Below are 25,479 nucleotides of genomic sequence, written 5' to 3' on the forward strand. Positions count from 1 at the left end.
ATTGATGAAAAACATACTGACGCTGCTTACGGCATTCATGCTTCTGTTTTTGTCAGCCTGTTCGTTGGAGCCGCCGGAATGGGCCAAACCAAAAAAAGACAATGGATCTGATATCAAAATCGGTTTATCCGTCTCCACTCTGAAAAATCCGTTTTTCGTTTCCTTAAAAAACGGTGTTGTCAATGAAGCGAAAAAACGGGGAATCGAAGTGATCGTCGTTGATGCACAGGACGATTCAGCTAAACAGATCAATGATGTAGAAGACCTTCTCCAGCAAGGTGTGGATGCTCTTTTGATCAATCCGACGGATTCCTCGGCGATTTCCACGGCCGTCCAATCCGCCAATTCGCTCGGCATCCCGGTCATCACCCTTGACCGCTCAGCTGATAAAGGAAAAGTGGAAACGCTTGTCGCTTCAGATAATGTAAAAGGCGGACAAATGGCAGCCGATTACATCGTGAAACAGCTTGGAAAAGGCGCCAAAGTCGCTGAGCTGGAGGGTGTTCCCGGCGCTTCGGCGACAAGGGAGCGCGGCTCCGGTTTTCACAAAACGGCGGATCAAAAACTCGATGTCATCGCCAAGCAAACGGCCAACTTTGACCGGACAAAAGGGCTGAACGTCATGGAAAACCTCCTTCAAGGACACCCGGATATTCAAGCCGTCTTCGCTCATAACGATGAGATGGCGCTCGGTGCGATCGAAGCGATCAGAAGCTCTGGCAAGGACATCCTTGTCGTCGGTTTTGACGGAAATGAAGATGCGGTCAAAGCGGTGAAAGCGGGAGATATGGCAGCCACGATCGCCCAGCAGCCGGAATTGATCGGCAAGCTCGCAGTTCAGGCCGCCAAGGATATTTTAAACGGGAAAAAGGTCGAGCAAACGATCCCGGCCCCGCTGAAGCTGGAAGCCAAAAAATAAGCGGATGAACCGGACCTCAATCAAAAGGAGGTCCGGTTCATTTTTTTCGCTGCCTCCATAAACGCTTTAGCAGCACGGCTTACATAACAGTTTTCCGAATAGGCAAACACAAGGGTTCGGGACGATCCCGTATCTAAAGGGGCATAGATCATTTTGCCGGATGTTTCCCTCATCACCATCCGGGGCACCACGGTGACACCCATTCCATGTTCAACAAGGGACTGTGCGGTTTCAATGCTGCTTGTTTTGAAAGTCACCCGCGGCTTAAACCCGGCTTCTGCACAGAGATCAAGCACAGTCCTTCTGAACCCGTACCCTTCTTTTAATAAAATAAACGGAACAGCTTCAGCCGCCTTTAATGGAACGGCCGTTTTTTCCGCTTCGTTTCGGACGGAATAAATAAACGTCTGCAATGGCTCCGTCATCCAGCTCTGCTTTTCAAACGGGACGGCCAGAAAAAGCGGCTCTGTCAAGATTGGCACGGTTGCCAGCCGTTCATTTTCAATCGGCAGCGGCAAAATTGACAAATCAATTTCACCATTTTCCGTCATTTCCTCCAACACTGCTGGCGATTCTTCGATCAGCTGGACATGTACATTCGGATGTTTGTCCAAAAACGCTTTTAACAGCGGGGGCAACAGATAGGCTCCCGTAACAGCCGGCATCCCGATCGACAGCTCTGTCCCCATTTCCAGCCGCTGATCCCGCATTTCGCGCAGCAGTTCATCTCTCGCCCTGAGCATCTCCTGTGCCCTTTGAATAAACCGTTTTCCTTGGGGAGTCGGAGACACGCCCCCCCTTTTCCGGTAAAAGAGGGGAAAGCCAAGCTCGAACTCCAGTTTTTTGATTTGCTGGCTCAGCGATGGCTGAGCGATATGAAGGCTGTCAGCAGCTTTCGTAAAACTGCCTTGCTGATAGATTTCAACGGTATATTCAAAAAGTCTCATCTCCATGTTCCTTAAGTCCTCCATAGTTTCAGACTATCGTTTTCATATATTTTATATCTTAGACTTATATATGTCACTTCGATACCATGAATCCATAACCATATGGGAGGATGATGTTCATGAAAACGAGCGCTCAGCAGCAATTTTCAAAAAACCCTGACCAGTATCGCGATGAACCGATATTTTCAGCAGGAAAGGATCTTGATGTAATGATCGACAGCACCGTTCTGCAAGGAAATGAAACCTTGCTTGATGTCGGGACTGGTGCGGGCCATACGGCGATTGCCTTTTCACCGTTTGTCAAACAGTGCACAGGGATCGATGTCACAGAAGAAATGGTGAAGACCGCCGCTCTTTTTGCCAAAGAAAAAAATGCCCGCAATGTGACATTTCTTCAAGGGGATGCAGAAAACCTCGATTTTCCCGACGCTTCCTTTGATATCGTCACATGCCGTTTTGCGGCCCACCATTTTCCTGATCCGCCGGGCGATGACCGAAATCGCCCGCGTTCTGAAGCCGGGCGGAAGCTTTATCCTCGTGGACCATCACGCGCCTGAAAATAAGGCCCTCGACAAGTTTATCAACCGGCTCAATCAGATGAGAGATCCGTCGCACGTCCGCGAATATTCGCTTGCCGAATGGAACAAATGGTTTGAAGAACACGGGCTGGATTATATGGAACAGGGAAAGTGGAATATCCCCATTGAATACGACAGCTGGATTGACCGGGGAGCCGTGCCTGAGGAAAAAAGGCCGGACATTGCCGCCCATTTGACCGGATCATCGCAGGCATGCCGCGATAAATTTCAAATTGTCCTGGACGAAAACGGCCGTCCTCTGTCTTTCTGCCTTAAAGGGATTTTAATTTTAGGAAAGAAGCGATAATGGCTGAAAAAGCCCTCTTTTTGAAAGAGGGCTTTTCTTCATTGTTCCGGATTTCCTTCTGTCGCTTCAATGCCTGCCACAAGATCGTGGCTTGCTAAATCCGCTTTAAAGAAATCCTTCGTATTCGGTAATCTGAGGTTCATGTTCAGTTTTTGCGAAATCTGAACCGTACATTTTTCGATTTCATAATCAAATACATGCCCGCCGCCATTGCGTTCTTCATCAATAAAATGAAGGTGAAAGCCTGATACGGCGATACCGTGAGCAAACCCAGGCGTCCAAAAGCCGACGATTGTGCCTTTAATGTCGTCAAAATCGAAGATCGGCTGGGATTTAACCGCTTCGACCATCGGGACGTACGGTTTTTCCTGTAATTCCACCGTTCTCGTTTTCACTTTTTTAAAGACACCGTCCATGCGAATCGCATAAAACAGATTTTCGCTCGACATGACCTTTTTCATCTCTTTTTCAAACTGTTCAAGCGTCATTCGTTGATTGATCTCATGGTAAATGTCCGGACGGAAGAACGTTAGCGAACAAAAAGGAGAACAGTCCGTTTCTTCAATGGGATAGGCCTTTCCATCTGAACGGAGTCGGTAAAACTCACCGTCAAACCCGATCAGTTCTCCGTCAAGCTGATTAAACGTACCGATCCCGAAGTCTCCGTGCTCCTTAATCTCCGACATGTAAAAATCCCCGTCGTAAATACCGTCCAATAGGGAAACCATCGTCGAGACCTGATAGACTTGGTCAAGATTTTTATCGATCGATGAAATGACTTTCTGCTTGCTTATACTTTTCATGCTCCTCTTTTCACTCCCTTGATTTTTTCGTTGTGATTGGACATGGTGTGATCAAGATTGCTTAGAGGTTTGTTTATTGAATTGTTCCTCAAATGCTTTTGGAAAACGCTGGTCTGCCAAATGCACGTTATCACTGTAATCAACCGGGATATCAATAACGACAGGTCCCTCTGCATCAAGACCTTCTTTAAGCACATCCTGCAGCTCATCAGGAGAATTGACTCTCAATCCTTTTGCTCCAAAGCTTTCAGCATATTTTACGATATCGATATTGCCAAAGTCGACTCCTGACGTCCGGTTGTATTTCATTTCCTGCTGGAACGCCACCATGTCGTATGTGCTGTCATTCCAGACGAGGTGGACAATCGGCGCTTTCAATCTGACCGCTGTCTCCAATTCCATCGCTGAGAACAAGAAGCCGCCGTCTCCTGAAACAGATACGACTTTTTGCCCCGGATTGACAAGGGTTGCCGCAATCGCCCAAGGCAGAGCAACACCGAGCGTTTGCATACCGTTTGAAATCAAGAGGCCAAGCGGACGGTAGGAACGGAAATATCTCGACATCCAAATGGCATGGGAACCGATGTCACAGGTCACCGTCAAATCATCGCTCAGCAATTGGCGCAAATCTTGAATGATTTGCAGCGGATGAACAAGATCCGCTTTTTTCTCTTTAGGCGGTTCGCTTTGTTCCGCCAATGCTTTCTTTAAGTATTGAAGAACAGGCGCGAGCGGTTTGTCGATTGAAACAGGCAGAGAGTCATGCTCAATATGGTTTAAAGTCTCTGCGATGTCACCGATAAGCTCAATTTCAGGCTGGTAGTCATGATCGATATCAGCTTGAATTTCATCAAGGTGAATAATGCTGCGCTCACCTTTTCCATTCCAAAAGACCGGATCATATTCAATCGGATCATAGCCGATCGTCAGGACGACATCCGCTTTTTCCAATAACATATCACCGGGCTGATTGCGGAATAATCCGATGCGGCCGAAGTATTGGTCTTCGAGATCGTGGGAAAGCGTTCCTGCCGCCTGATATGTTTCAACGAACGGAAGCTTCACTTTTCTAAGCAGACGGCGGACCGCTTCTGCCGCTTCAGGTCTTCCTCCTTTCATGCCGACAAGCACGACGGGAAGGTTCGCATTATGAAGTTTGGCGATGGCCGCGCTGATCAGTTCATCCGGAGCCGCGCCCAACTTCGGCGCCGGCAAGGTTCCCACCGGTTTGGCGGTTGCCGGGCCGGACGTCACGTCCTGCGGAAGGCTGAGAAAGGCTGCGCCGGCCTGTCCAGAAGCCGCCGCTCTGAACGCATTGGTCATGGCTTCAGGAATATTATTAGAATCCTCTACTTCTGCGCTGTATTTTGTAATCGGCTGAAACAACGCCGCGTTATCCATCGATTGATGCGTTTTCTTGAGACGATCCGCTCTTTTTACAGCACCCGCCAGGGCAACAACCGGATCTCCTTCTGTATTGGCTGTTACAAGACCGGTAGCTAAATTAGACGCTCCCGGACCTGAAGTCACCAGGCAAACACCGGGCTTTCCAGTCAATCGTCCGACTGCCGCCGCCATAAATGCTGCATTCTGCTCGTGACGGCAAACGATCAATTCAGGCCCCTTGTCTTTCAACACGTCATAAACCGCATCGATTTTTGCTCCCGGAATACCGAAAACATGAGTGACACCTTGCTGAATGAGACTGTCCACCACAAGCTCTGCTCCTCTTACAGTAAGAGTTTCATTTTTAGCGGCTAGATTATTCAAAGCCCTCACTCCTCCATTTTCATTCATTTACAATGAATTTTTAATAAATTTATTGTATTATTAAATATACATCTTGTGGAAATTGTTTTCCAATACTTCTTTGTCTTACAATTAATATGTAAAACGACTGAAATCGCATTCAGAAAGGAATGAGTGAATGATGGAGCTGCGCCACCTTCGTTATTTTATGGTTGTAGCCGAAGAGCTGCATTTCGGAAAAGCAGCTCTTCGGCTGCAAATGACACAGCCTCCGCTCAGCCAGCAAATAAAACAGCTTGAAAGTGAGATTGGCGTAACCTTGCTGAAGAGATCAAAAAGAGCCGTCAAACTGACGGCAGCAGGCAGTGTTTTTTTAAAGCAAATCACCGAAGGCCTCTCCCAGATTGACCAGGCGGTCGACATGGCCCAGCGTACGGCGCGGGGGGAGCTTGGCAGACTCGTGATCGGCTTTGTCGGTTCTGCAACGTTTGAGATCATGCCACCGATCATCAGGGAATACCGTAACCAGTTTCCTTCCGTTAAAATTGAGCTGAGGGAGCTTTCAACCCCCAATCAAATCAAAGCTTTATTAAACGGGCATATTGACATCGGTGTACTGCACCCCCCGCTGGGAAACGATGAACTGAAAACAAACACATTGAAGAAAAGCCGCTGCGTTCTCGCGCTTCCGAAATATCATCCGCTGACCGAAAAAGCCCGGGTTCAATTGAAAGACCTTGAAGATGAAGCGCTGATTGTCATCGCTAAAGAATCGTGGCCCTCTTTGTATACAGAGTTCAACTTTTTGTGTGAAAAAGCCGGATTTATCCCAAACATCGCCCAGGAAGCCACCGAATACCAGATGGTGATCGGCCTCGTATCGGCTGGAATGGGAGTTGCGGTCGTGCCGGCGGCGGCCAAACGGCTCTTTAATCTCGATGTGATCTACAAAGAAATCGAAGACATGCCGCTTCACGCAGAATGGATAACCGCACATAGAAAAGACAACCGAAATCCCGCTTTGAAGCATTTTATCGATGTGTCAAACGAGCAAAACAATCAATAGACTGGCAGAAAACGAGACAACACCCTCGCCAAAGGGGGTTGTCTCGAAAAACAGCCTTGTGTTCAAACACCGATGGCGGCGCCATCGCTTCTCGGGTCTGTTCCACCCCGAAGGAAACCGTGATCATCCATTTGAATAACCGCCGCATGTCCCACGATCCCGTCATAATCATTGACTGCCGTCACCCGGTGTCCGTTCTCTCTCAGCTTTTGAATCACCTCGGGCGCGACTCTGTTTTCAATTCTCAAACCCTCAACCTGATCCCCCCATGTTCTGCCCCACACCCATCTCGGCTCATTGACGGCTGTCTGCGGATCCATCCCGTAATCTATCATTCTCGTCAATAGAGCCGTCTGCGTCTGAGGCTGCCCTTCACCACCCTGTGTTCCGTAGAGGATTTTCGGTTTGCCGTCCTTGCACGCCATCGCCGGCATCAATGTATGAAACGATCTTTTGTCCGGCTCCAGCGTATTGACATGTCCTGGATCAAGTGAAAAAAACGACCCTCTGTTCTGCAGGATGATTCCCGTATCTCCAGCTGTCACACCTGAGCCAAATTCAAAATACAGACTTTGAATAAAAGACACGGCATTCCCTTCTCCATCCATGACAGCAGCATATGCTGTATCACTTCCGGCCGGCGGGCTTTCCAAAGGCATCGCCTGCGCCCCTATATCCGCTGCCAGCTTGCGGGCATATGCTTTGTCAAGCAAACGGTCAAGCGGCACCGGCGAAAAATCCGGGTCAGTTAATACTTGATTGCGGTCGGCAAAGCTTCGTTTTAATGCTTCGATCAACAGATGATAATATTCAAAAGAACCGTGTTTGATATTGGTAAAATCATAGTTTTCCAGGATGTTTAGCGTCATGAGGCCTGTGAAACCTTGGGAATTGGGAGGCATTTGATAGATGTCATATTCTCTGTATGTAGTAGAAATGGGGTCCACCCATTCCCCTTTATGGCGGGCGAAGTCTTCAAGGGTCAAAAGACCTCCGTTGTTTTGCAGATAAGCGGCTAAGACTTGAGCGATCTCCCCTTGATAAAAAGCATGTCTCCCTTTTTCTGCAAGAATCGTTAATGATGCGGCAAGTTCTTTTTGCACGAAACGCTCACCAGGGGAAGGCGGTTTTCCCCCGGGCAGGTATATGTCTGATGTCACCGGTATCTCACACATCCAGTGAGCGTTTTTTTCAGTGTTTTCACATTGATCGCGCGAGACGGGAAATCCTTGTTCAGCATACATAACCGCCGGTTCGAGAACATCTTTGAGGGAAAGGCGCCCGAAGGCCGCCACTATTTCGCACCAGCTGTCGGCCATTCCCGGAACGGTTATCGCACTCCGCACCCCTCTGGCCGGGATTGCAGCCTCGCCTGCGTATCTCTCACGGACGGCAAGCCTTCCTGACCTTCCGCTTCCATTGTACCCCTTTACAGCTCCGCTTTTTTGATGATACATCAGCCAAAATGAATCTCCGCCAAGCCCGGTCATATGCGGATAGACAACGGCAAGACAGGCGCTGACCGCCACCGCCGCGTCAAATGCATTCCCTCCTTTCTCCAGCATGCTGTGCCCAGCCAGAGAAGCAAGATAATGAGGACTGACAACCATTTGTTTTGTACCGATTTTTAATTTCTCCATACGCCCTTCCTTTCTTTTATATCCCTGTTCGTGTTTTGAAGTATAGCGGCTCGGCTTCCCGAACGCTACTTCTGCGACAGAAAAGCTCCCATTCATTTTCATTAAGATGAAGAAAACAAGAAAAACTATTCATATCGCAATCAAAATTATGATACAATTTACAAAACGTTTCATATCAATATTAACACATTGCGTTTTTAACAACCTAGAAAAATCCAAGGAAGGTGCCGATGATGAGTATCAATTACCATATGCCAAATTTAACCCTTGATGAAACAGATAAGAAAATCCTATCGATCCTGCATGAAGAAGGGAGAATCTCCTATACGGATTTAGGAAAGCGCGTCGGCTTATCAAGGGTCGCTGTCCAGACGCGAATCAATAACCTGATGGAGGAGGGAATCATTGAAAAATTCACAGCCGTGATTAATCCGGTAAAGGTGGGCATTCATGTATCCGTCTTTTTTAATGTCGAAGTCGAGCCCCAATACTTGGAGACGGTAGCCGTCGCATTGGAAAAAGAATCCGCCGTTACAAGCCTCTATCATATGACGGGCCCAAGCAAACTCCATATGCACGGAATCTTTGCCAATGATCAGGAGATGGAGGAATTTTTGACAAAGCGGCTCTATCCTTTGCAGGGGGTTGTCAGCGTTGACTGCCAGATGCTGATCAAACGTTATAAAAGCCGCATGGGTATGAAGCTTTAATACAGGAGGAGACATGCTTATGAAACACCCTTACCGCGAGCTGATCGTCGCCATGGTGAGAACGGGCATATTGGGCTTTGGAGGGGGGCCTTCCGTTATTCCGCTGATCAGGCATGAAGCCGTCACGAAATTTAAATGGATAGATGATGATGAATTCGGAGAAATTTTGGCGATCGCCAATGCGCTGCCGGGACCGATCGCCACGAAAATGTCGGCATATTTGGGACATAAAGTAAAAGGCGTCCCGGGCGCCGTCGTCGCCACAACAGCCCATATTTTGCCGACCTGCATCGCAATGGCCGCTTTGCTTGCGGCCGTCAACGTGCTCAGCCATTCAACAATCGTCAGCGGCATGATCGGCGCGGTCACCCCTGTGATCGCCGTCATGCTTGGGATCATGGCATATGAATTTGGACAAAAAGCATTGAAAGGCTTTGGAGCGGCAGCAGGCATCCTTTTCTTCATTCTTGCGTTTTTGGGGCTTCAAGTGTTTGCGATACACCCCGGGGTGATCGTGATCATCTTTTTGGCTTACGGCGCATTTCACTTTAAACTGAAACGCAAACTGCCGGAGAAAAAGGATAAAGGGGTGTCCGCCTCATGATCTTTTTTTATTTGTTTTGGGCCTTTTTCATCGCAAACCTGCTCGGCTACGGCGGCGGTCCGGCTTCAATTCCTCTCAATTTCGAAGAAGTCGTTCAGCACTTTCATTGGCTGTCAAAAGACGAATTCTCAAACATGCTTGCGCTCGCGAACGCTTTGCCCGGGCCGATCGCCACGAAAATTGCCGCATACGTCGGCTACAGTGTACTCGGATGGCCGGGCGTCATCATCGCTCTCGCCGCCACTGTTTTGCCCTCGGCGATTGCGCTCATTTTGCTGCTGAAGTTGATCCGCCGCTTTCGCCAGTCGCCTGTTATCAAAGGCATGACATTGTCCGTTCAGCCGGTCATTGCCGTGATGATGCTTTTGTTGACATGGGAAATCGGCGGGAACGCAGTTCAATCGATCGGTTGGATCCAATCGCTGGTGATTGCATTGCTATCATGGGCGGCATTGACGAAATTCCGCATCCACCCCGCATTTCTCATTGTTGCGGCATTCGCTTACGGCGGTCTTGTCATGCCGTTGTTTTGAGCAAAATGCTGCTAAATATGGATGGGGACAACCTGCCGCCTGCCGATCGAATGGTATTCAACGCCCGCTTCAGCCGCTTCCCATAGCGGATAGCAATTTCGTCCGTCAAAAATAACCGGTTCATCCATCAGCGTTTTATAAGAAGCTAAAGGGAAGGATTTAATGATCTCCCAGTCTGTCAAAATCATCACCGCGTCCGCTCCTTTAACCGCGTCTTCAATCGTCTCCGCATATCGCACAGAGCCGGGCAGCATCTGTTTTGCGTGTTTTACCGCAACGGGGTCAAACGCTTTAACCGATGCGCCCATTTCAACCAGCTTTTCGGCGATGATGATGGAAGGCGCCTCCCTCATATCGTCTGTATTCGGTTTAAAGGAAAGGCCCAGCAGGGCAACCCTTTTGCCCTTTAATTCGCCGAAACGCCTGACGGCTTTTTCAAGCAAAAGGGTTTGCTGCACATTATTCACTTTAATGACCGATTTCAAAAGCTCAAAATCATGCTCGACATGGCCGGCAATCTGGACGAGCGCGTTTGTATCCTTCGGAAAACACGAGCCTCCGTATCCGATGCCGGCTTTTAAAAACTGATGGCCGATCCTTTTATCCCGTCCCATTCCATAGGCGACGGCTTCAATATCAGCTCCGAGCTTCTCACAAATATTCGATATTTCATTAATAAAACTGATTTTTGTAGCAAGAAATGCATTGGAGGCATACTTGATCATTTCTGCGCTTCTGATATCCGTTTTAAAAACAGGAATGCGCAATGGCTTAAAAATCTGTTCAAGCAGGTCAGCCGTTTGTTCGTCCTCCGCGCCGATCACAATTCTGTCGCCGTGGAACGCATCATAGACGGCAGACCCTTCCCGCAAAAATTCGGGATTGGACGCCATCGTGAGGCGAACCCCTTCCCTTAAATGCCGCTTGATGATCGCCGAAATCAACTCGCTTGTTCCGACGGGTACCGTGCTTTTCGTCACCACAAGGCAATCGCGCTTCACATGGCGGCCGATCATTTCCGCCGCGGCTTCAATGTAGCGGAGGTCGGACTGGCCGTTTTCCTTTTGCGGGGTGCCGACCGCAATGAATATCACCTCGGCCTTTGACAGTCCTTTTTCAAAGCTTGTTTCAAATGCCAGCCTGGCGCGGGCCATATTTTTGTCAATCATCTCTTCAAGCCCCGGCTCATAGATTGGCGACACTCCATTTCTTAAGGAAGCGATCTTTTTTTCGTCAATATCAATGCATGTGACATGATGGCCGATTTCCGCTAAACAGACGCCTGTCACAAGACCGACATAGCCTGTGCCAACAATCGAAATATGCATGCTGCTCCTCCTCTGACTGAGTAAAATGCCGGCTTAAACGGAGCATCCCGGGATTTTTCAGAGCAGGCCCAACAGCCTTTTCTTTCTGATGGGAAGCGGCGGCTCTTTTGGAATCACCCGGTTTTGTAAAAGAAGCCCGGCATTTTCTATAAACATACTCAAGAAGTCGCGGCCATATTCGTTTTCTACGGCATCAAATAAGAAGGAGCGTGTCGTGAGATTGTGGGCGTCTGAGGCGATGAAATGGGCGAGATTTGCTTCGATCAAGCGGCGGGACAGCCATTTAACGTTTCTGCCGAAGCGTCCGGCCAGACTTGAACATGTAAGCTGGACACATGCGCCATTTTTAACAAGGCGGTGCAATACACCGGGGTTTTCCATTACTTCTATGTTTCTCTCAGGGTGGGCAATAACCGGAATATATCCGTTTAATTGAAGATCAAACAGCAGTTTTTCCGCATAGCGCGGCACATGATGATAAGGCAGCTCGATCAGCACATACTTCGTATCAGAGAGGCTGAGCAGTCTGCCGCGGCGGAGGTCATCCTTCAATTCCCCGTATAAACGGATTTCCTGTCCTTGTGTGATGTTTAGCGGGATATGTTCCTGCTCTATTCTGGCTCTTAATGCTGAGACGCCGGCAAGGATTTTCTCTTTTTGATTCCTGTATCGACGGTTTTGATGAGGGGTTGCGATAATGGTATGTATCCCTTGAGCAACGGCTTTTTTCGCCATTCCCAAACTGTCATTTATGCTCATTGCACCGTCATCGACATCCGCAAGAATGTGGCAATGAATATCGATCATAATCGAACCTCCTGTCAGGCATTTAAAACGTCTGATCTTTCCCGCTGAAGATATGCGGATTTACAGCCTGGCCTTTTTTCGGCTTCATATACAAAATGTTTCCTAAGACGGACAGCTCCAGCTCCTTTTCAATGTCCTCTTCGTTTTTGACGGTGTTTTTCAAAAGTTCAAAAAGAAACGCGAGCCCCGCTCCAAACAGCAGACCGAATGCTGTAAATCCGGCGATATTAAACGTTTTATTCGGACTGATCGGAACCGGTGAAGCGTCTGGCATGGCTTTTGCCACAATATTGACTTCGGTTTTTTCGCCCATGATATTTTGAATGTCTCTCTTAAAAACGGAAACAACGGTATTGGCGAGATTCACCGCCTTGGAATAATCCTTGTCAGTGGCGGATATACTGACAATCTGCGACTCGTTTTCACTGACAACCGTTATTTTTTTCTTCAGCTCTTCAGCCGTTTCCCGCAGGCTGAGGTCTTTTTTGACTTGATTGAGTATGATCGGGCTTTCCATAATGGCGTTATAGGTGTTGATGAGTTCGAGATTGGTCTGAATGTCGGCGAAATTAGAGGTTTGACGGCCGTTGATGAGGATTTGAGCAGATGCCTGATAAACCGGTGTAAGGAAAAAAAAGTTGACGGCGGCGCTGGACAAAGCTGCCGTTATGGTCATCACGGTGATGAGAACAAACCTTTTTTTCAACACGAGGAACACGTCTTTAAAACCGATTTTATCTTCCATAGAAGCCCCCCACGATTTGCGGATTTGTTGTAATTTTCAGCAAATTGTACAACTACCTTAATTATACATATAATGGTTCGGTTTCAGGGAAGAAACTTCTTGACAAATAGCGGGAGATAGCGGGAATCTTTCGTCTTTATATGGTGTTATAGATCGACTTTTGCAGGACCTGCGCGCTTTTTGCTGAACGAAAAAGTGCGAGAGACCAAGTCTATCGCACTTTTTACGTTGTATATCCATTTTTGATATGAAGAATTAAATCTTCAAGAAGTTCTTTCGTCGTAATATCTTTCGACTTCTCGCCAATATCATAAGCATGCATAAGAATTTTCAAAAATTCTTCCTGATTCAATTCCTTGTCATCCATATCCTTTTCCTCTCAGCTTCCATGAATTAAAAATATTTCGGATCATACTTCAAATTATATGATGTAAGGATTCAATTTGCCATAGTCTATTACATTATTCGACACCGATTCGTTTTTATGTCCATTTCCCCGGAAAATCTTTTTTGGATTGACGGATTAAGCTATAATAGAGAGATTGGAAACTTTTTAAAAGTCATTCGGTTAGGAGCGATGGACATGCTTCAAAGTATGATCCCAAAGACAGTTGTAATGGAAGCGGCTGAACAGTTTAAGCATGTACTGCCGTGCACTGCTGAGAACATTCAGCTGATGAAAAAAGCGCTGATCTTATACAGACAAGATTCCGTTTACAGAGTCAAGCCGCTGAACGGGCATACAGTCTCCGCTTACGTTCAGGATGTTGTCCCGGTTAAGGTTGAAATCGACCTATCCGATATCAAAAAAAGCACCTGTACATGCCCTGCCCAAAACATCTGCCGCCATGTGCTTGCCGTTTACTTATATATATATGCACAATATGAACGATTGGGCACTTTCACGGAATTTTGGAAAGAAGAGAAACGGCGCGAGCGCCAGGACATGCTGGTTGGGCAAATGCATCATAAGTCTGGGAAAGATTCGCTGCACAGCTGGATCAGCTTTTTCAAAAGCGAATTCAGGCGTTGGGAGGAGTATACGCCGAAAAACCAGCAGACGATGCAATACCTGTATTACGGCTATTTTTCAAGTTTAAAAAAGCGGACACCGGCTGAGGCGGAACTAAAAAAAATGTACCAGATCCATGCGGCCCTTGCGACATGGCTGGCCATGCATACATTAATTGAAAAAGGCCGGATCGACCCGGAGAAAGATTTTTATTCGCTCAACCCTTACATCGAACAGCTGATGGATACGATCTACAGCGCGATCGATGAACTGAAGACATATGCGCTGTCCTTTTCCCTAGACCCGTTTTTGGAAAAGACGCCCGCCGTCCTGCGGGAACTGCTTCTAAAACGGGACATTTTCCAATACGAAAGACTGCGGATTTTCGGAGAGGTATGGAGCGCACTCCTTTCACGCCCGAAATGGCTGAAAGAAGAGCTGAACATCTTAAGCGGACTGAAGGCGTCTCCCGAAGTTCAATTCGGCCGGCTTCATCTTGAGTTTCTGCTGAAAAACGATGATGCCATTTTTGAAAAATCGGCCGCGTTTTCTCCTGAAATCCTTCCGTATACATTTCAATGGCTCGGAATCATGACGGCAAAAAAAGACTGGAAGCGTCTAAAAAAATGGTATGAACAGCTGGAAAACCTTGTGGAAGGCTTTTGCAGACTCGACAAACCGTACCGGGAAATACGAGATGTCTTAAGCGAATTTTTCCTGTTTCTCGGAGATTACAGCCATCATACAAAGGACGAGCATGTGTTTGAAAGGTATTGCCGAAAATGTCTTCCATATACATTTACAGAGTACAGCCAATTTCTTTATGGCAAACAGCGGTTTATGGAATGGATGGAGATCCACAGCCTCGTCGGTTTTTCCATTTCAGAAATCGGACAAAATGCCTTAAAGGATATCGCGGCGGCAGCGCCTGAAGCGCTGATCCCTTCCTATCACAGGGAAATTGTCGAGCTGATTGAGCAGAAAAACCGCTCCGCTTATAAAGATGCCGTCAAATATTTAAAAAAATTGCGCACGTTTTATAAGAAGTTGAAAAAACAGGCTGTCTGGGACCGGTTTATGGCACAGCTTTCAGCCCGCTATAAAAGGCTGCGGGCATTTCAGGAGGAGCTAAAGAAAGGAAAGTTGATTGATGGCGAGTCTTAAAGAAATCGTAATCCATGTCGAACAGTCTGAAGACTGCACATTCATTTTATCTTGTTATGATCAGCAGCAGCAGCAGCTCTCACGAAGTGAGATGGAAAGGCATTTATTCCAGTGGCATGAATCATCCTTTTACGGCACCTTCCTTGAAGATGCCGGTTTGGAAACACCGGCCGTTGTTCTGTCTCCCTGGATGGCGGCCGAATTCCTCGGGAAAAACTCGTTTAATTCCTTTAGCGAGATCATCCTGACCGAGGAAACGGAGCCTTTAATGAAAACCGCTTCAACCATTTATGAATTCATCGAAGATCAAGATTTCCTCCCCGACTATGAAGCATGGAAGCAAGGTGTTATACGCTTTAAGGACCAGGAAGGGCTGCTGGAGGGCTATACGGCGGAATGGTTTTCCCGCGCTGTGGAAGATTACATCGACTATCATGACGAGCTGAAAGCGAAATGGGAAGAGATCGTGGCGCATTCCCCGGCGGTCACCACATTCCAGGGGCATTTTCTTGATGAAGAAGACTTTCTTGAAACGATCGGCTGGCGTGAAAATCCCGCGCCGTTCACCGTCGGGCTCCGTTTAAACGAACCTGAGTTTGACGGCGACGATTGGAAAATCGAATTGTTTCTGCGCGATAAAAAAAGCGGCGATATTCGCTTTTTTGACGGTTTGAACAGCCTGAAAAAATCATGGAAAACCTACGCGGACAAAATCGCCCGTGAGCAGGACCGGTTCCGCCAAATCGTGCCGTGGCTTTCAATCGAATCGGGTACAACGCTTTTGTCAGAAGAAGAAGCTTGGATCTTCTTATCAGAGGCAAGTGAAACACTCGTCAATATGGGGATCGAAATCCTCCTCCCGTCGTGGTGGCAAATTGTTAAAGACAGCAATATGATGCTGAAGGCGAAGGTGTCGCAGGCTCCCCGCGGAGAATCTTTTGTCGGGATGAACGCGCTCATGGACTTCAACTGGCGATTTGCGACAAATGGAATTGAACTGACGGAGGAGGAATTTCATCAGCTTGTCGCCAATAAAAGGCGGCTCGTCAATATCCGCGGCCAATGGATTAAAATCGATCCGAATTTTATCAAACAAATGAAAAAGCTGATGGAGCGGGCGGAAACTGAAGGACTTCATATGTCAGATATTCTGGCGCGCGAACTGACGGACAAAAACGACATGCCGGATGAAGACGGCCTGTTCGACGCATCCGCTTTCAGCGAGGTTCGTTTCGAACTGTCCTATCAGCTCAAAAATATGATCAGAAAGCTGAGCCACAGGGACGAGCTTCCCGCCTATCCCATCGGCAAAACCTTTCAAGGCAAGCTCCGAGCCTATCAGGAGGATGGCGTAAACTGGCTGATTTTTCTCAGAAACTGCGGCTTTGGCGCCTGCCTCGCCGATGATATGGGACTCGGAAAAACCATTCAAATGATCGCTTATTTCGCCTATTTAAAAGAACAGGGGCAAAAAGCGCCGTCTCTGATTATCGCGCCGACTTCCGTCCTCGGCAACTGGCAGCGCGAGCTTGAGACGTTCGCCCCCGGCTTGTCGGCCGCGCTCCACTACGGGCCAAAACGCCCGAAAGGTGAAGCGTTTCTCGAGTTTTGCAAAGATCAGGACATTATTTTGACATCTTACGGCCTTGCACAGTCCGATTTTGACGAACTCGCTTCTGTGACGTGGAACTGCATCTGCCTTGACGAGGCGCAAAACATTAAAAACGCGCATACGAAGCAATCCCGCTCGATCAGAAAGCTGAACGGCCTTCACCATATCGCGCTGAGCGGAACACCGATGGAAAATCGTCTGACAGAGCTTTGGTCGATTTACGATTTTATGAATAAAGGCTACCTCGGAAGTCTTGGCAGCTTTCACAAGCGCTTCGTCCTGCCGATTGAAAAAGATCGTGATGAAAAGCGGATCGAGCAGCTCCAGCAGCTGATTAAGCCGTTTTTATTGCGGAGGACAAAACGGGATCAGGAGGTCGCGCTCAACCTGCCGGAAAAACAGGAGGAAAAAGAATTCGTGCCGCTTTCCGCCGAGCAGGCTTCCCTTTACGAGCAGCTCGTCAAAGATACGTTCGAACATATGACAAGCCTTGCCGGCATGCAGCGGAAAGCTTTGATCCTCAGCATGCTCGGCAAGCTGAAACAGATCTGCGACCACCCGGCCCTTTACTTAAAGGAATTCGGATCGGAACTTCTTCACGGCAGATCCGTCAAACTGGAAAAACTGCTCGAATTGGCGAAAACCGTCCGTGAAAGCGATGAAAGCTGCCTGATTTTCACCCAGTACATCGGAATGGGCGACATGATGAAGCGCCAGCTTGAAACATCGTTGGGCGAACCGGTCAAGTTTCTAAACGGAAGCCTGTCAAAACCTGAACGGGACAAGATGGTGGAACAGTTTCAAAATAAGGAGTTCCCTATCCTGATCTTGTCCTTAAAAGCGGGAGGAACAGGACTGAATCTGACGGCCGCCAACCATGTCGTCCACTATGACAGATGGTGGAATCCGGCGGTTGAAAACCAGGCCACAGACCGGGCATACCGAATCGGGCAACAACGCTTTGTACACGTCCATAAGCTCATTACCACCGGTACGATTGAAGAAAAAATCGACCGGATGCTCGAATCCAAGCAATCATTGAATGATCAGATCATTCAAAGCGAAAACTGGATCACCGAGCTTTCTGAAGATGAGCTTGAAGAATTATTCACACTGAACGCTTCGGCGATTACGGGTTAACTTAAAAAAACAGCTGTCTTGCGAAGACAGCTGTTTTTTTCCGCTTATTCCTAACAACAATCCCAATGATACAATACGTTTGAAAAATCTTTTTTCTTCAGATCATCGGGCCGAATGAAAAAGTTGGCGATCCCTACATCTCCCCACATCGCGTCAATGTCATCATCCGAATCAATTTGCAATAGAAGCATCGTATGTTCCCCATTATCATAGATCCGCGGGTCTGTTTGTGTAAAACAGGCATAGCCGCCGATTTTATGGGAGAAATCGCCGTGCATGTCATGATACTCTTCGAAAACCGCTTCCTCTTGATCTCCGAATTGTTCAAAAAATGACCACACATCCAGTCCGGCGTATTGTTCAAATTGAAAATCAGCAGGAGAGACCAACTCAGACCGCTTTTCAGGTATAATTGAAGCCTCACATCCAATCGGAAATTGCAGCTCGTCCTCAAGTTTGACAAATGAAAAGTCGGTGACAAGCTCGGCTTCATCGTCAATCAGATCCTCAAAATACTTAATGCAAAAACTCGTTTGTTCACACGGATTGTCAAAATTTAAACCGTAAACATCATCGCTGACAGAAATGAAAAAAAGCAGAATTCCTGAATCCGGGAAATGTTCGAGCTGAGGCATTTCGGAAAAATTAATTTGTGCAAGCAATTTCATCGGTTTTCCCTGGCTGTCTACAGGATAGCGCTCAGATTTCGGAAAATAAGGATCACCTGCCAGTTTGCTGTCATATCGGCCGGTTTTTGCTTTTTTCACTTTTAAATTCAAATAGTCACGTGCTGATTTTTCAAATTGTCCGCGGAATCCGGCCATTTTTTCAGGTAATGGAAACGCTTTTTCCATCTCTTTCGCCCTCCTTCTGATTGCCTATCCTTCTTCATGCGATCCTGCTGATTCAGGGCAAGATCTATTAAATAACTAGAAATAATAGTTAAATAGTAACAAAGATCACCAGGGCAAACAATGAATAAAAAGCAACAAAAAATATTGGCTCACAGGTATATTTGTCTAATGTTTTCACATAAATAAAGGCTGCCGACATTGTCGACAGCCTGCGGATCAAATGAATCCGCTGCTTAACCGCACTCCCTCATCGTTACGCTGCCGTTTTGACAAGGCATCACGCCGATTAAAGGGATATGCGAATTAAACCGATTTTACTTGTTCAATCAGCTGATGGATCACCCAAGCCACGCCATTTTCATCGTTTGTCGGCGCCACTTCATCCGCCATCTCTTTAATATCCTCACGGGCATTTCCCATGGCAAAGCTTTTTCCCGCTATTTTCAGCATGGAATAATCATTGAGGCTGTCACCGACGGCTGCTGTTTCGCAAAGAGGAATGCCGAGTTTTTGAGAAAGCTTTTCCAAAGCGAGTCCTTTTGATGCCTGAAGGTGTTCCAGCTCAAAGTTGTGCTCTGCCGAAGTGACAAGTGTGAGGTCTTTTTCACCTTCAAATCGCTGCCAGCCTTTCTTAAGCTTTTCTTGATCAAACGAAAAGCCCAAGATGTTGTATACATTCACATTCCGGTCAGGCTGAAAAAGCTCGCGATAGGAGCCGATATAGGCATATCCATGCTGGCTGAGCTGCTGTTCGGCGGCCAGCTGCAGCCTGGATAAGTCGGCTTCGGGATTTGCACTTTTTAAGCGGTCCAATTCGATCTCAAGGAGCTCTTTTCCATTTTGCGGTGTAAAGATCGCATCATCGCTGAATACCTCATAATAGTAATTCTTTTCTTCAAGCCACTGAAGAATTCCTTCCGCCTTGTTCCGATCAATCGGAACGGCATGGTACAGGCGGCCTTCTGGATCGTGAATCACCGCACCGTTTGCGCTGATGATCCATGTCTTCAAGCCGGTCGGATTAAAAATCGCCTCTACATCAAATGAAGCCCTTCCTGTGGCAATCACCACTTCAATCCCATGCTCCCTGGCTTTTATTATCGCATCTATGCTTTCTTCGGCGACTTTGCTTCCACTATTTAAAAGCGTTCCATCCAAATCCAACGCAATCATTCTCATCTCGTAAACTCCCCCTCTTCATTTCCTTCATGCCCCGCTACGACGAGCTCCACTCCATTCTCATCGAGCAGCTTCTGAAAAGCTTCCCCCGGCAGCCGGTCTGTGATCAAGAGATCGATATCGCTTAACTCAGCATATCGATAAAAATCCGATTTTCCGATTTTCAAATGGTCGGCGAGCGCAATCACTTGTTTCGCCTGGGAAATGATTTTTCGTTTGACCATCCCATCCTCTTCATGGGCGATCGTAAGCCCGTGCTCAGAAATCCCCACAACTCCGATGAACGCTTTATCAACATGATAGCACGACAACTTTTCAATCACGGAAGCGCCGTATAAAAACCGGTGCTCTTTTTGCAGTTTTCCGCCAAGCAGGTGGATACAGGCCCCCGGTTTTGCAGAAAGAACCTCCGCCTGATTAATCGAGTTGGTAATGATTGTGCAATTGAGATCAGGCAAATGCTCGGCACATGCTTGAACGGTGGTGGATGCGTCAAAGATGATGCGGTCGCCTTCCCTGATCAGTGAAGCGGCCGCTTTGCCGATCAAGCTTTTTTCTTCAGACACGATATTCAGCCGTCCTGAGTAATCTTTGATTTCATCATGAATTGTCGGAAGAATCGCTCCGCCTCTTGTTCTGATAATCGCTCCCTGTTCATTCAGCTTGACGAGATCGCGCCTTGCAGTATCCCTTGAAACCTGAAATAATGAACAAATCTGGTCAACGGAAATCCGTTTATGTTCCTTTAAATAGTCAATGATAGAAATAAGCCTTTCCTCTTGATACACTGAATCATTCCTTCTTAAGTGAATTTCATCATTTATAAGTGATTATAAGTTTATACAGCTAATAAATCAAGAATAAATAAGTGTTTTTAAGCAAAAAAAAGCCTGAGGGCCGGATTTTTTCCAGCGTCACTCAGGCTTTCATACTAAAGTGAAAATGTTCCATATTGAGACTGCCACACGTCGCGAAATCCTTCAAGATCACGTTTGACAGCCGGCAGACCAGGCATATTCGCCAAAAGCTCCGGACTGATCGTCGCCTCATGGCTCCCCGCCTCCATGGCGGCAATGATCTGGCCGTTATGTTTAAAACTTGCCGCAAGCACTTTGCAGTTCAATCGGTAAGTATGAAATACTTCGGCAATCGTTTTGACAACACCTGCCCCGTCGCCGCATTCTTGATCAATCCGATTGACATATGGCGCGACATATCCGGCTCCGGCTTTTGCTGCAAGAACCGCCTGTAAAGGGGTATAAACCGTTGTCCCTGTTGTTTTGATGTTGTCTGCTGTAAGCTTCTGAATGGCATGCAGACCTTCATTCGTTACCGGAATTTTAATCCACACGTTACCGTCCAGCCAGTCATGCACATATTTCGCCTGCTCTATTATGCCTGCACAATCCTCGGCAATGATTTGCACATGAAGGGGCAGGCGGCTTGGAAGAAGCCGGCGAATCTCTTGAATATGCTGTTTAAAAGGGCGTTTTTCTTTCGCAATTAAAGCAGGATTCGTCGTCACTCCATCAATGGGAAAGGAACCCAGCAAATGTTCAATCTTTGCTATATCGGCTGTATCAACCAGCATTTTCATTCCTGATCACTCCCTCCGCTTAATGCATGACCTGTCCCCCGGTGACATTGATTGATTGGCCCGTCATGTAGGACGCCTGGTCGGATGCATAAAATAAAACGGCATTGGCGATATCATCGTACGTGCAGCCCCGCTTCAGCGGAACTTTTTCCGTATATACGCGCTCGACTTCGCTTTCCGGGATGCCCAGCTTCTTCGCATACTGCGGAATTAAGCTTTGAAACATCGGAGATTTCAACAGGTTCCCCGGCATAATGCTGTTGACGCGGATATTGTGCTCTGCCAGATCAAGTGCGAGGCTTTGGGTGAGCCCGACCCCGCCAAACTTTGAAGCCGAATAAGCCGTATTATGTTTGCTGCCGACTTTTCCGGATTTTGAATTGATTTGAATGATCGACCCGCTTCCTTGTTTAATCATGACATTTGCCGTTTCTTTCGCGCAGAGAAAGTATCCCGTAAGGTTGACCTCAAGCGTCTTCTCCCAATCCTTCAGCTGAAAGTCTGTGATTTTATTGCTTTTTGCGACCCCGGCGCTGTACACCATGACATCGATCGTCTTGAATTCCGCAGCCGTTTTTTCAACCATCTGTCTGACATCGGCTTCATTGGTAAAATCGGCTTGGACCGCCAATGATTTGACGCCATATTTTTCAGCCGCTTCTTCAGCGGTCTTTTTCGCGTTTTCACCGTTGATATCTGCAACCGCAACATCATAACCGGCTTCGGCCATGCGGTAGGAAAGGGCTTCGCCAAGGCTCTGCCCTCCGCCGCAAATCAATGCAGTTTTTCGTTCATTTATTTTCATATCGCATGCGCTCCTTATGACCATCTTTGAATTTGAATGGTGTCTCCGACCAATACTTCAGGTAATGGTTTTTCTTCAAGATACAGTGTCCCGGGCAATTCAGCAGCGTGGGATCCGTCAAACTTCAGCGTGATATGGCCGAGGCTGGCCAGATTTTGGGCAACGGCTCCTCCAACGGCTGTCACTTTGTAAGACTTTCCGCCCAGCAAAAGTTCATCGCCTTCTTTAAAGTCACTTTCCACAGGATTGATATCTATAGATAAACAGTAGTCTACCAATTCTTCCGGCGCTCCTTCGCCGAACAGGATGAGCATGTTCTCATCTGCAAAAGCGGATGAGAGGACTCCGATCTTGTTTACCGTCGTTTTATAGAGCATTACCATCTATTTCCCCTCCATAAAAAATCTAGCTGTCATATAGTCCAAAGCTTGCCAGCCAGGCAATGAAAACGGTCGGCGCCCCCGTCAAAAAACGCGAATAAAGGACGGATGGCACTCCGACTTCAACCGTTTCGACTTCCGCTTCCGCAAGTCCGAGACCGACGGGAACAAAGTCGGCGGCAGCTTGTGAATTGATCGCGAACAAGGCCGGCAGCGCCAAATTCGGCGGAATATTACCTTTGCCAATCTCCACCCCGATCAATGAACCGACAACCTGGGCGATCACCGCCCCAGGTCCGAGAAACGGGGAAAGCAGCGGAAATGAGCAGACGAGCGAGATTAATAGCAAGCCCGGCAAAGAGCCTGCAAAAGGAGACAGAAATTTGGCAAAAATATCGCCGATTCCCGACTCTTTAATGACGCCGATCAACAAGGCGACAAATGCCATGAAAGGCAGAATCGTTTTGATAACGGTTTCAATTGCATCCCGGCCAGCCTGATAAAAGACGCTGACAACAGATCCCATCGCCATCCCGATTCTTGCCATCAGTCCTTTAGGCGCCTGCTGTTCACTAATTTTTTTCTCTGTGCTATAATGGTTTTGTTTATTTTCAATATGATTTTCTTTTAGAATATTGGACTGTTTCGGCTCCTCTTCAGCCTCATGCAGTTTAATATTCTCTTTTTTTACGCCTGAAACATAGATATCTTCCGTAATATGTGCGGCGAGCGGCCCGCTTTTCCCGGTTGCCATGAGGTTGATTGTCGGGATTCGTTTTTGCGGATAAAGACCGCAGCGAAGCGTGCCTCCGCAGTCAATGATCACTGCGGCCATCTCTTTTTCGGGAACCGTCGTCTTAAAGCCGTCGACAAGCTCACAGCCTGTCAGCTCCGCCAAACGGTCGGCGATCTCCGGTTTGTTTCCTCCCGTGATATAAACGATTTTATTTTTCTCTCCATCAGGGGTGATCACAAGCGGTCCGCCAAATCCTCCCTGTCCTCTTGAAACGACAACTGAACGATAGGAACTCATGTTTCACGCCCTCCTTATTTAAGATCCACCGAGTTTTTCAATTGAATGCCCTGCTGTTTAGCCGCATAGTTTGTTGTGAAATCGGTCACCCAGCCTCGCAAAAAGTTTGTGAAAATTCCGACTAAAAAGTAGCGCAAAGCCAGCTCTGTCGTGTCATGCCCCAATGTCGTGATGCCGGCGGCGATCCCGAGAAAGACGAAAAGCTCGCCGGGATTCACATGGGGAAAGAGTCCGTTATGAGTATGACAAGAATAGGAAGCGGCCGCATAATAGCTCGGTTTATATTTTTCAGGCAAAAATCTTCCAAGCGACAGCGTCATCGGATTGGCAAGCATAAACGTACCGATGACAGGCAAAACCAGATACCTTGTCAAAGGGTTTTTTCCCGACTTTCTCGCAAGCGTTTCAACGCGCTGTTCTCCTATCAGACGTATGAGTGCGTTCATGGCGACAAGCAGCATGATCAGTAAAGGAACGATGTCTGTAAGCATGCTGACAAAAACTTCTCCGCCGTGTCTGAACAAATCCATAAACTTCTCTGCAAGCCATGTTACGTTTTTCATGTTTCACCTCTTTTTTTTGTATAAAGATTCATCAGTTTTTGAAGCGGCGTTTTCTTCGGCGGGATATCACCCCCTTTCGTGACGATGTCAAATGTTCTTAAGGCATCTTCGATCGCCATCTTGGTCAGACGGTCGTGCGGGGCAAGCTCCTCAGGACCGATTTTCAGCAAGTATTTTCCCTCAAAGCCCGGTAATGGCCTGACCCTTGAAAAAACCGTCACTCCCTGCATTTTGGAGGCCTTAAGAATTTTGTTCCGTTTATCAATGACAAACAAAACGACCGTGCCGGCTCGGAATAAACCGGTCCGCTTGCCGACCGCTACCCTTCCCAAACGTCTGTATTCCGCAAATGTTCGATTGAAATGCCTGATCTGCCAAAAACCAAAAATGCTTTGGAGAAGCCAGGCCAGCCCGAGGGCGATGATAAAATAAATGATCATGTTTGATTTTTCACCTCCTCGGCGATTTCCCTCGCTGTTTCGGCAGTTGTCACCAAAATATTGATGTATCGGCCCTTAGCTGCACCTATAATGGAAGGGACCTTTTCATGGGACTCGGCGAGACCGATCGAATACTCCAGACTTTTGAGCCGATTGATGTCGATCGCGATCGTTCTATCATTAATCTCCGTCTCTACCAATCTTCCTTGACGGTCAAAAAAACGGGAGCATATATCCCCGACTGCCTGTTTTTCTTCCAAGCGCTCCATATCCTGATCACCGTAAAATCCGGTCCAGATCATATTGGATGAGCTGAGCGGGGCTCCGATTCCCACAGCAGCAACGGTAAGGTCGTTCCATAAACCTTCGATTTTTTTGAAATAGTGGGATTTCACGATTTCATCCTTCGTTTCCTTTTTTTCAACGACGGCCGCCGCATCAATAAAATAGGGAGTGCCGCCAAAATCGCTGGCGATGGAGTAGACGATGCTGTTCACATGATATTTCGTGTCCATTGCGCCCGGACCGCCGACAAGCGGAACAAAAGAAGCGCTCCGCTTTTTCACGCCGTGGAATTCGCCGATCATTCCCGCCATCGTCGTTCCCCATGCGAAGCCGACGGTATCCCCGTCTTTAACGATGCGTTTTAACATATCGGCCCCTGCTTTGCCGACGGCTTTCTTCTTTTCTTCCTCTGTTTGGCCGGGACTCGTCTCGCAAATGTATACTTCTTTGAGACCCAGCAGCTGTTCGAGCTCGCGTTCCAAATCATAGTGCGCACCGATGTGGTCATCAATGGTAATTTTGACGATCCCCTCGTCCCGCGCTTTTTTCAGCATGCGTCCGACAGTTGTCCTGTATATCCCTGTCGCTTTTGCGATCTGGCTTTGTGTCATATCTTCTTCGTAGTACATCTTGCAGATTTTGATTAACAGACGCTTATCTTCCTTCATCTCCACCTGAG

25 protein-coding genes and 1 pseudogene are annotated in these 25,479 nt (G+C 47.5%); 8 read left to right on the forward strand and 18 right to left on the reverse strand.

The features are described from left to right. The first annotated feature begins 4 nt into the window (after window positions 1-4). On the forward strand, window positions 5-919 hold the full coding sequence (gene rbsB, locus P3X63_RS20030; protein WP_026589004.1) for a ribose ABC transporter substrate-binding protein RbsB: 915 nt from the start codon (window positions 5-7) through the stop codon (window positions 917-919). Between the two features lie 20 nt (window positions 920-939). Here rbsB and P3X63_RS20035 read toward each other — a convergent pair whose 3' ends face one another. Next, window positions 940-1,872 carry a LysR family transcriptional regulator gene (locus P3X63_RS20035; protein WP_077736065.1) on the reverse strand — a complete coding sequence of 311 codons (933 nt, stop codon included), beginning with the start codon at window positions 1,870-1,872 and terminating at the stop codon, window positions 940-942. A 113-nt stretch (window positions 1,873-1,985) separates the two neighbouring features. Between P3X63_RS20035 and P3X63_RS20040 the strand changes: the two are divergent. Further along, window positions 1,986-2,751, forward strand: a pseudogene (locus P3X63_RS20040) (class I SAM-dependent methyltransferase). Window positions 2,752-2,789: 38 nt separating this feature from the next. Here the strand turns inward: P3X63_RS20040 and budA are convergent. Both budA and alsS read right to left on the reverse strand, forming a co-directional pair. Then, on the reverse strand, window positions 2,790-3,554 hold the full coding sequence (gene budA / locus P3X63_RS20045) for an acetolactate decarboxylase (RefSeq protein ID WP_277691753.1): 765 nt from the start codon (window positions 3,552-3,554) through the stop codon (window positions 2,790-2,792). A 51-nt stretch (window positions 3,555-3,605) separates the two neighbouring features. Then, complete coding sequence (gene alsS / locus P3X63_RS20050) at window positions 3,606-5,351, reverse strand: acetolactate synthase AlsS (RefSeq protein WP_372708859.1); 1,746 nt, start codon at window positions 5,349-5,351, stop codon at window positions 3,606-3,608. 133 nt (window positions 5,352-5,484) lie between these two features. On the opposite strand from alsS, the gene alsR reads away from it, so the two are divergent. Further along, the gene (gene alsR / locus P3X63_RS20055) at window positions 5,485-6,369 is read left to right on the forward strand and encodes an acetoin biosynthesis transcriptional regulator AlsR (protein WP_026589009.1); all 885 of its coding nucleotides are present in this window, start codon (window positions 5,485-5,487) and stop codon (window positions 6,367-6,369) included. 62 nt (window positions 6,370-6,431) lie between these two features. Here the strand turns inward: alsR and ggt are convergent, their stop codons facing one another. Continuing rightward, window positions 6,432-8,009 carry a gamma-glutamyltransferase gene (gene ggt, locus P3X63_RS20060; RefSeq protein WP_277691754.1) on the reverse strand — a complete coding sequence of 526 codons (1,578 nt, stop codon included), beginning with the start codon at window positions 8,007-8,009 and terminating at the stop codon, window positions 6,432-6,434. Window positions 8,010-8,242: 233 nt separating this feature from the next. Here ggt and chrS point away from each other — a divergent pair, with 233 nt between their 5' ends. Genes chrS through chrA form a run of 3 tightly spaced genes read left to right on the forward strand, consistent with a single transcriptional unit; the run spans window position 8,243 to window position 9,856 of the window. Then, the gene (chrS, locus tag P3X63_RS20065; protein ID WP_277692952.1) at window positions 8,243-8,719 is read left to right on the forward strand and encodes a chromate efflux transcriptional regulator ChrS; all 477 of its coding nucleotides are present in this window, start codon (window positions 8,243-8,245) and stop codon (window positions 8,717-8,719) included. Window positions 8,720-8,732: 13 nt separating this feature from the next. Then, entirely contained in the window at window positions 8,733-9,323 is a 591-nt protein-coding gene (chrB, locus tag P3X63_RS20070) for a chromate efflux transporter ChrB (RefSeq protein WP_236251195.1), read from the forward strand. Beyond that, window positions 9,320-9,856: a chromate efflux transporter ChrA gene (gene chrA, locus P3X63_RS20075; protein ID WP_026589013.1), complete on the forward strand. Its 537-nt coding sequence runs from the start codon at window positions 9,320-9,322 to the stop codon at window positions 9,854-9,856. The genes chrB and chrA overlap by 4 nt, the downstream gene beginning before the upstream one ends. Before the next feature lie 11 nt (window positions 9,857-9,867). Here chrA and P3X63_RS20080 read toward each other — a convergent pair whose 3' ends face one another. From P3X63_RS20080 to P3X63_RS20095, 4 genes are all read right to left on the reverse strand, one after another. Beyond that, window positions 9,868-11,184: a UDP-glucose dehydrogenase family protein gene (locus tag P3X63_RS20080; protein WP_026589014.1), complete on the reverse strand. Its 1,317-nt coding sequence runs from the start codon at window positions 11,182-11,184 to the stop codon at window positions 9,868-9,870. Between the two features lie 57 nt (window positions 11,185-11,241). Further along, the gene (locus P3X63_RS20085; protein ID WP_277691755.1) at window positions 11,242-11,991 is read right to left on the reverse strand and encodes a tyrosine-protein phosphatase; all 750 of its coding nucleotides are present in this window, start codon (window positions 11,989-11,991) and stop codon (window positions 11,242-11,244) included. A gap of 22 nt (window positions 11,992-12,013) precedes the next feature. Further along, window positions 12,014-12,736 carry a YveK family protein gene (locus tag P3X63_RS20090; RefSeq protein WP_277691756.1) on the reverse strand — a complete coding sequence of 241 codons (723 nt, stop codon included), beginning with the start codon at window positions 12,734-12,736 and terminating at the stop codon, window positions 12,014-12,016. A 223-nt stretch (window positions 12,737-12,959) separates the two neighbouring features. Continuing rightward, window positions 12,960-13,103 carry a YwzD family small protein gene (locus P3X63_RS20095; protein WP_142246073.1) on the reverse strand — a complete coding sequence of 48 codons (144 nt, stop codon included), beginning with the start codon at window positions 13,101-13,103 and terminating at the stop codon, window positions 12,960-12,962. Window positions 13,104-13,319: 216 nt separating this feature from the next. Here P3X63_RS20095 and P3X63_RS20100 point away from each other — a divergent pair, with 216 nt between their 5' ends. Further along, the gene (locus P3X63_RS20100) at window positions 13,320-14,912 is read left to right on the forward strand and encodes an SWIM zinc finger family protein (protein ID WP_277691757.1); all 1,593 of its coding nucleotides are present in this window, start codon (window positions 13,320-13,322) and stop codon (window positions 14,910-14,912) included. Then, window positions 14,899-17,664: a DEAD/DEAH box helicase gene (locus P3X63_RS20105; protein ID WP_277691758.1), complete on the forward strand. Its 2,766-nt coding sequence runs from the start codon at window positions 14,899-14,901 to the stop codon at window positions 17,662-17,664. Before P3X63_RS20100 ends, P3X63_RS20105 begins: the two co-directional genes overlap by 14 nt. 50 nt (window positions 17,665-17,714) lie before the next feature. Here the strand turns inward: P3X63_RS20105 and P3X63_RS20110 are convergent, their stop codons facing one another. From P3X63_RS20110 to P3X63_RS20155, 10 genes are all read right to left on the reverse strand, one after another. Next, complete coding sequence (locus P3X63_RS20110) at window positions 17,715-18,518, reverse strand: YwqG family protein (protein ID WP_026589019.1); 804 nt, start codon at window positions 18,516-18,518, stop codon at window positions 17,715-17,717. Window positions 18,519-18,821: 303 nt separating this feature from the next. Then, window positions 18,822-19,697, reverse strand: a complete 876-nt coding sequence (locus P3X63_RS20115) for a Cof-type HAD-IIB family hydrolase (protein WP_077736060.1) — start codon at window positions 19,695-19,697, stop codon at window positions 18,822-18,824. Beyond that, window positions 19,694-20,485 carry a transcriptional regulator GlcR gene (locus tag P3X63_RS20120; protein ID WP_026589021.1) on the reverse strand — a complete coding sequence of 264 codons (792 nt, stop codon included), beginning with the start codon at window positions 20,483-20,485 and terminating at the stop codon, window positions 19,694-19,696. The genes P3X63_RS20115 and P3X63_RS20120 overlap by 4 nt, the downstream gene beginning before the upstream one ends. Before the next feature lie 143 nt (window positions 20,486-20,628). Further along, window positions 20,629-21,294, reverse strand: coding sequence for a transaldolase family protein (locus P3X63_RS20125; protein ID WP_026589022.1), 666 nt, complete (start codon window positions 21,292-21,294; stop codon window positions 20,629-20,631). A 19-nt stretch (window positions 21,295-21,313) separates the two neighbouring features. Then, window positions 21,314-22,099, reverse strand: a complete 786-nt coding sequence (gene srlD / locus P3X63_RS20130) for a sorbitol-6-phosphate dehydrogenase (RefSeq protein ID WP_026589023.1) — start codon at window positions 22,097-22,099, stop codon at window positions 21,314-21,316. Window positions 22,100-22,113: 14 nt separating this feature from the next. Then, entirely contained in the window at window positions 22,114-22,482 is a 369-nt protein-coding gene (locus tag P3X63_RS20135) for a PTS glucitol/sorbitol transporter subunit IIA (protein ID WP_026589024.1), read from the reverse strand. A 22-nt stretch (window positions 22,483-22,504) separates the two neighbouring features. Next, entirely contained in the window at window positions 22,505-23,512 is a 1,008-nt protein-coding gene (gene srlE, locus P3X63_RS20140; RefSeq protein ID WP_077736059.1) for a PTS glucitol/sorbitol transporter subunit IIB, read from the reverse strand. A 14-nt stretch (window positions 23,513-23,526) separates the two neighbouring features. Next, window positions 23,527-24,075 carry a PTS glucitol/sorbitol transporter subunit IIC gene (gene srlA / locus P3X63_RS20145; protein ID WP_026589026.1) on the reverse strand — a complete coding sequence of 183 codons (549 nt, stop codon included), beginning with the start codon at window positions 24,073-24,075 and terminating at the stop codon, window positions 23,527-23,529. Next, a complete protein-coding gene (locus tag P3X63_RS20150; protein ID WP_077736058.1) occupies window positions 24,072-24,515 on the reverse strand; it encodes a transcriptional regulator GutM in 444 nt (147 codons plus the stop codon). The genes srlA and P3X63_RS20150 overlap by 4 nt, the downstream gene beginning before the upstream one ends. Then, on the reverse strand, window positions 24,512-25,468 hold the full coding sequence (locus P3X63_RS20155; RefSeq protein ID WP_026589028.1) for a sugar-binding transcriptional regulator: 957 nt from the start codon (window positions 25,466-25,468) through the stop codon (window positions 24,512-24,514). The genes P3X63_RS20150 and P3X63_RS20155 overlap by 4 nt, the downstream gene beginning before the upstream one ends. Window positions 25,469-25,479 lie beyond the last annotated feature (11 nt).

Origin of the sequence: Bacillus sp. HSf4 (assembly GCF_029537375.1) — a bacterium.
GTDB classification, from domain to species: Bacteria; Bacillota; Bacilli; order Bacillales; family Bacillaceae; genus Bacillus; species Bacillus sonorensis_A.

Coding starts and splice junctions, on each gene's coding strand:
- P3X63_RS20035 (WP_077736065.1), bottom strand. CDS start 1,872: ATGGAGATGAGACTTTTTGAATATACCGTTGAAATCTATCAGCAAGGC.
- P3X63_RS20110 (WP_026589019.1), bottom strand. CDS start 18,518: ATGGAAAAAGCGTTTCCATTACCTGAAAAAATGGCCGGATTCCGCGGA.
- P3X63_RS20125 (WP_026589022.1), bottom strand. CDS start 21,294: ATGAAAATGCTGGTTGATACAGCCGATATAGCAAAGATTGAACATTTG.
- P3X63_RS20155 (WP_026589028.1), bottom strand. CDS start 25,468: ATGAAGGAAGATAAGCGTCTGTTAATCAAAATCTGCAAGATGTACTAC.
- alsS (WP_372708859.1), bottom strand. CDS start 5,351: ATGAATGAAAATGGAGGAGTGAGGGCTTTGAATAATCTAGCCGCTAAA.
- budA (WP_277691753.1), bottom strand. CDS start 3,554: ATGAAAAGTATAAGCAAGCAGAAAGTCATTTCATCGATCGATAAAAAT.
- P3X63_RS20115 (WP_077736060.1), bottom strand. CDS start 19,697: ATGAGAATGATTGCGTTGGATTTGGATGGAACGCTTTTAAATAGTGGA.
- alsR (WP_026589009.1), top strand. CDS start 5,485: ATGGAGCTGCGCCACCTTCGTTATTTTATGGTTGTAGCCGAAGAGCTG.
- srlE (WP_077736059.1), bottom strand. CDS start 23,512: ATGAGTTCCTATCGTTCAGTTGTCGTTTCAAGAGGACAGGGAGGATTT.
- chrA (WP_026589013.1), top strand. CDS start 9,320: ATGATCTTTTTTTATTTGTTTTGGGCCTTTTTCATCGCAAACCTGCTC.
- P3X63_RS20095 (WP_142246073.1), bottom strand. CDS start 13,103: ATGGATGACAAGGAATTGAATCAGGAAGAATTTTTGAAAATTCTTATG.
- P3X63_RS20080 (WP_026589014.1), bottom strand. CDS start 11,184: ATGCATATTTCGATTGTTGGCACAGGCTATGTCGGTCTTGTGACAGGC.
- ggt (WP_277691754.1), bottom strand. CDS start 8,009: ATGGAGAAATTAAAAATCGGTACAAAACAAATGGTTGTCAGTCCTCAT.
- chrB (WP_236251195.1), top strand. CDS start 8,733: ATGCTTATGAAACACCCTTACCGCGAGCTGATCGTCGCCATGGTGAGA.
- P3X63_RS20135 (WP_026589024.1), bottom strand. CDS start 22,482: ATGGTAATGCTCTATAAAACGACGGTAAACAAGATCGGAGTCCTCTCA.
- P3X63_RS20090 (WP_277691756.1), bottom strand. CDS start 12,736: ATGGAAGATAAAATCGGTTTTAAAGACGTGTTCCTCGTGTTGAAAAAA.
- P3X63_RS20085 (WP_277691755.1), bottom strand. CDS start 11,991: ATGATCGATATTCATTGCCACATTCTTGCGGATGTCGATGACGGTGCA.
- srlA (WP_026589026.1), bottom strand. CDS start 24,075: ATGAAAAACGTAACATGGCTTGCAGAGAAGTTTATGGATTTGTTCAGA.
- rbsB (WP_026589004.1), top strand. CDS start 5: ATGAAAAACATACTGACGCTGCTTACGGCATTCATGCTTCTGTTTTTG.
- chrS (WP_277692952.1), top strand. CDS start 8,243: ATGAGTATCAATTACCATATGCCAAATTTAACCCTTGATGAAACAGAT.
- P3X63_RS20150 (WP_077736058.1), bottom strand. CDS start 24,515: ATGATCATTTATTTTATCATCGCCCTCGGGCTGGCCTGGCTTCTCCAA.
- P3X63_RS20105 (WP_277691758.1), top strand. CDS start 14,899: ATGGCGAGTCTTAAAGAAATCGTAATCCATGTCGAACAGTCTGAAGAC.
- P3X63_RS20100 (WP_277691757.1), top strand. CDS start 13,320: ATGCTTCAAAGTATGATCCCAAAGACAGTTGTAATGGAAGCGGCTGAA.
- srlD (WP_026589023.1), bottom strand. CDS start 22,099: ATGAAAATAAATGAACGAAAAACTGCATTGATTTGCGGCGGAGGGCAG.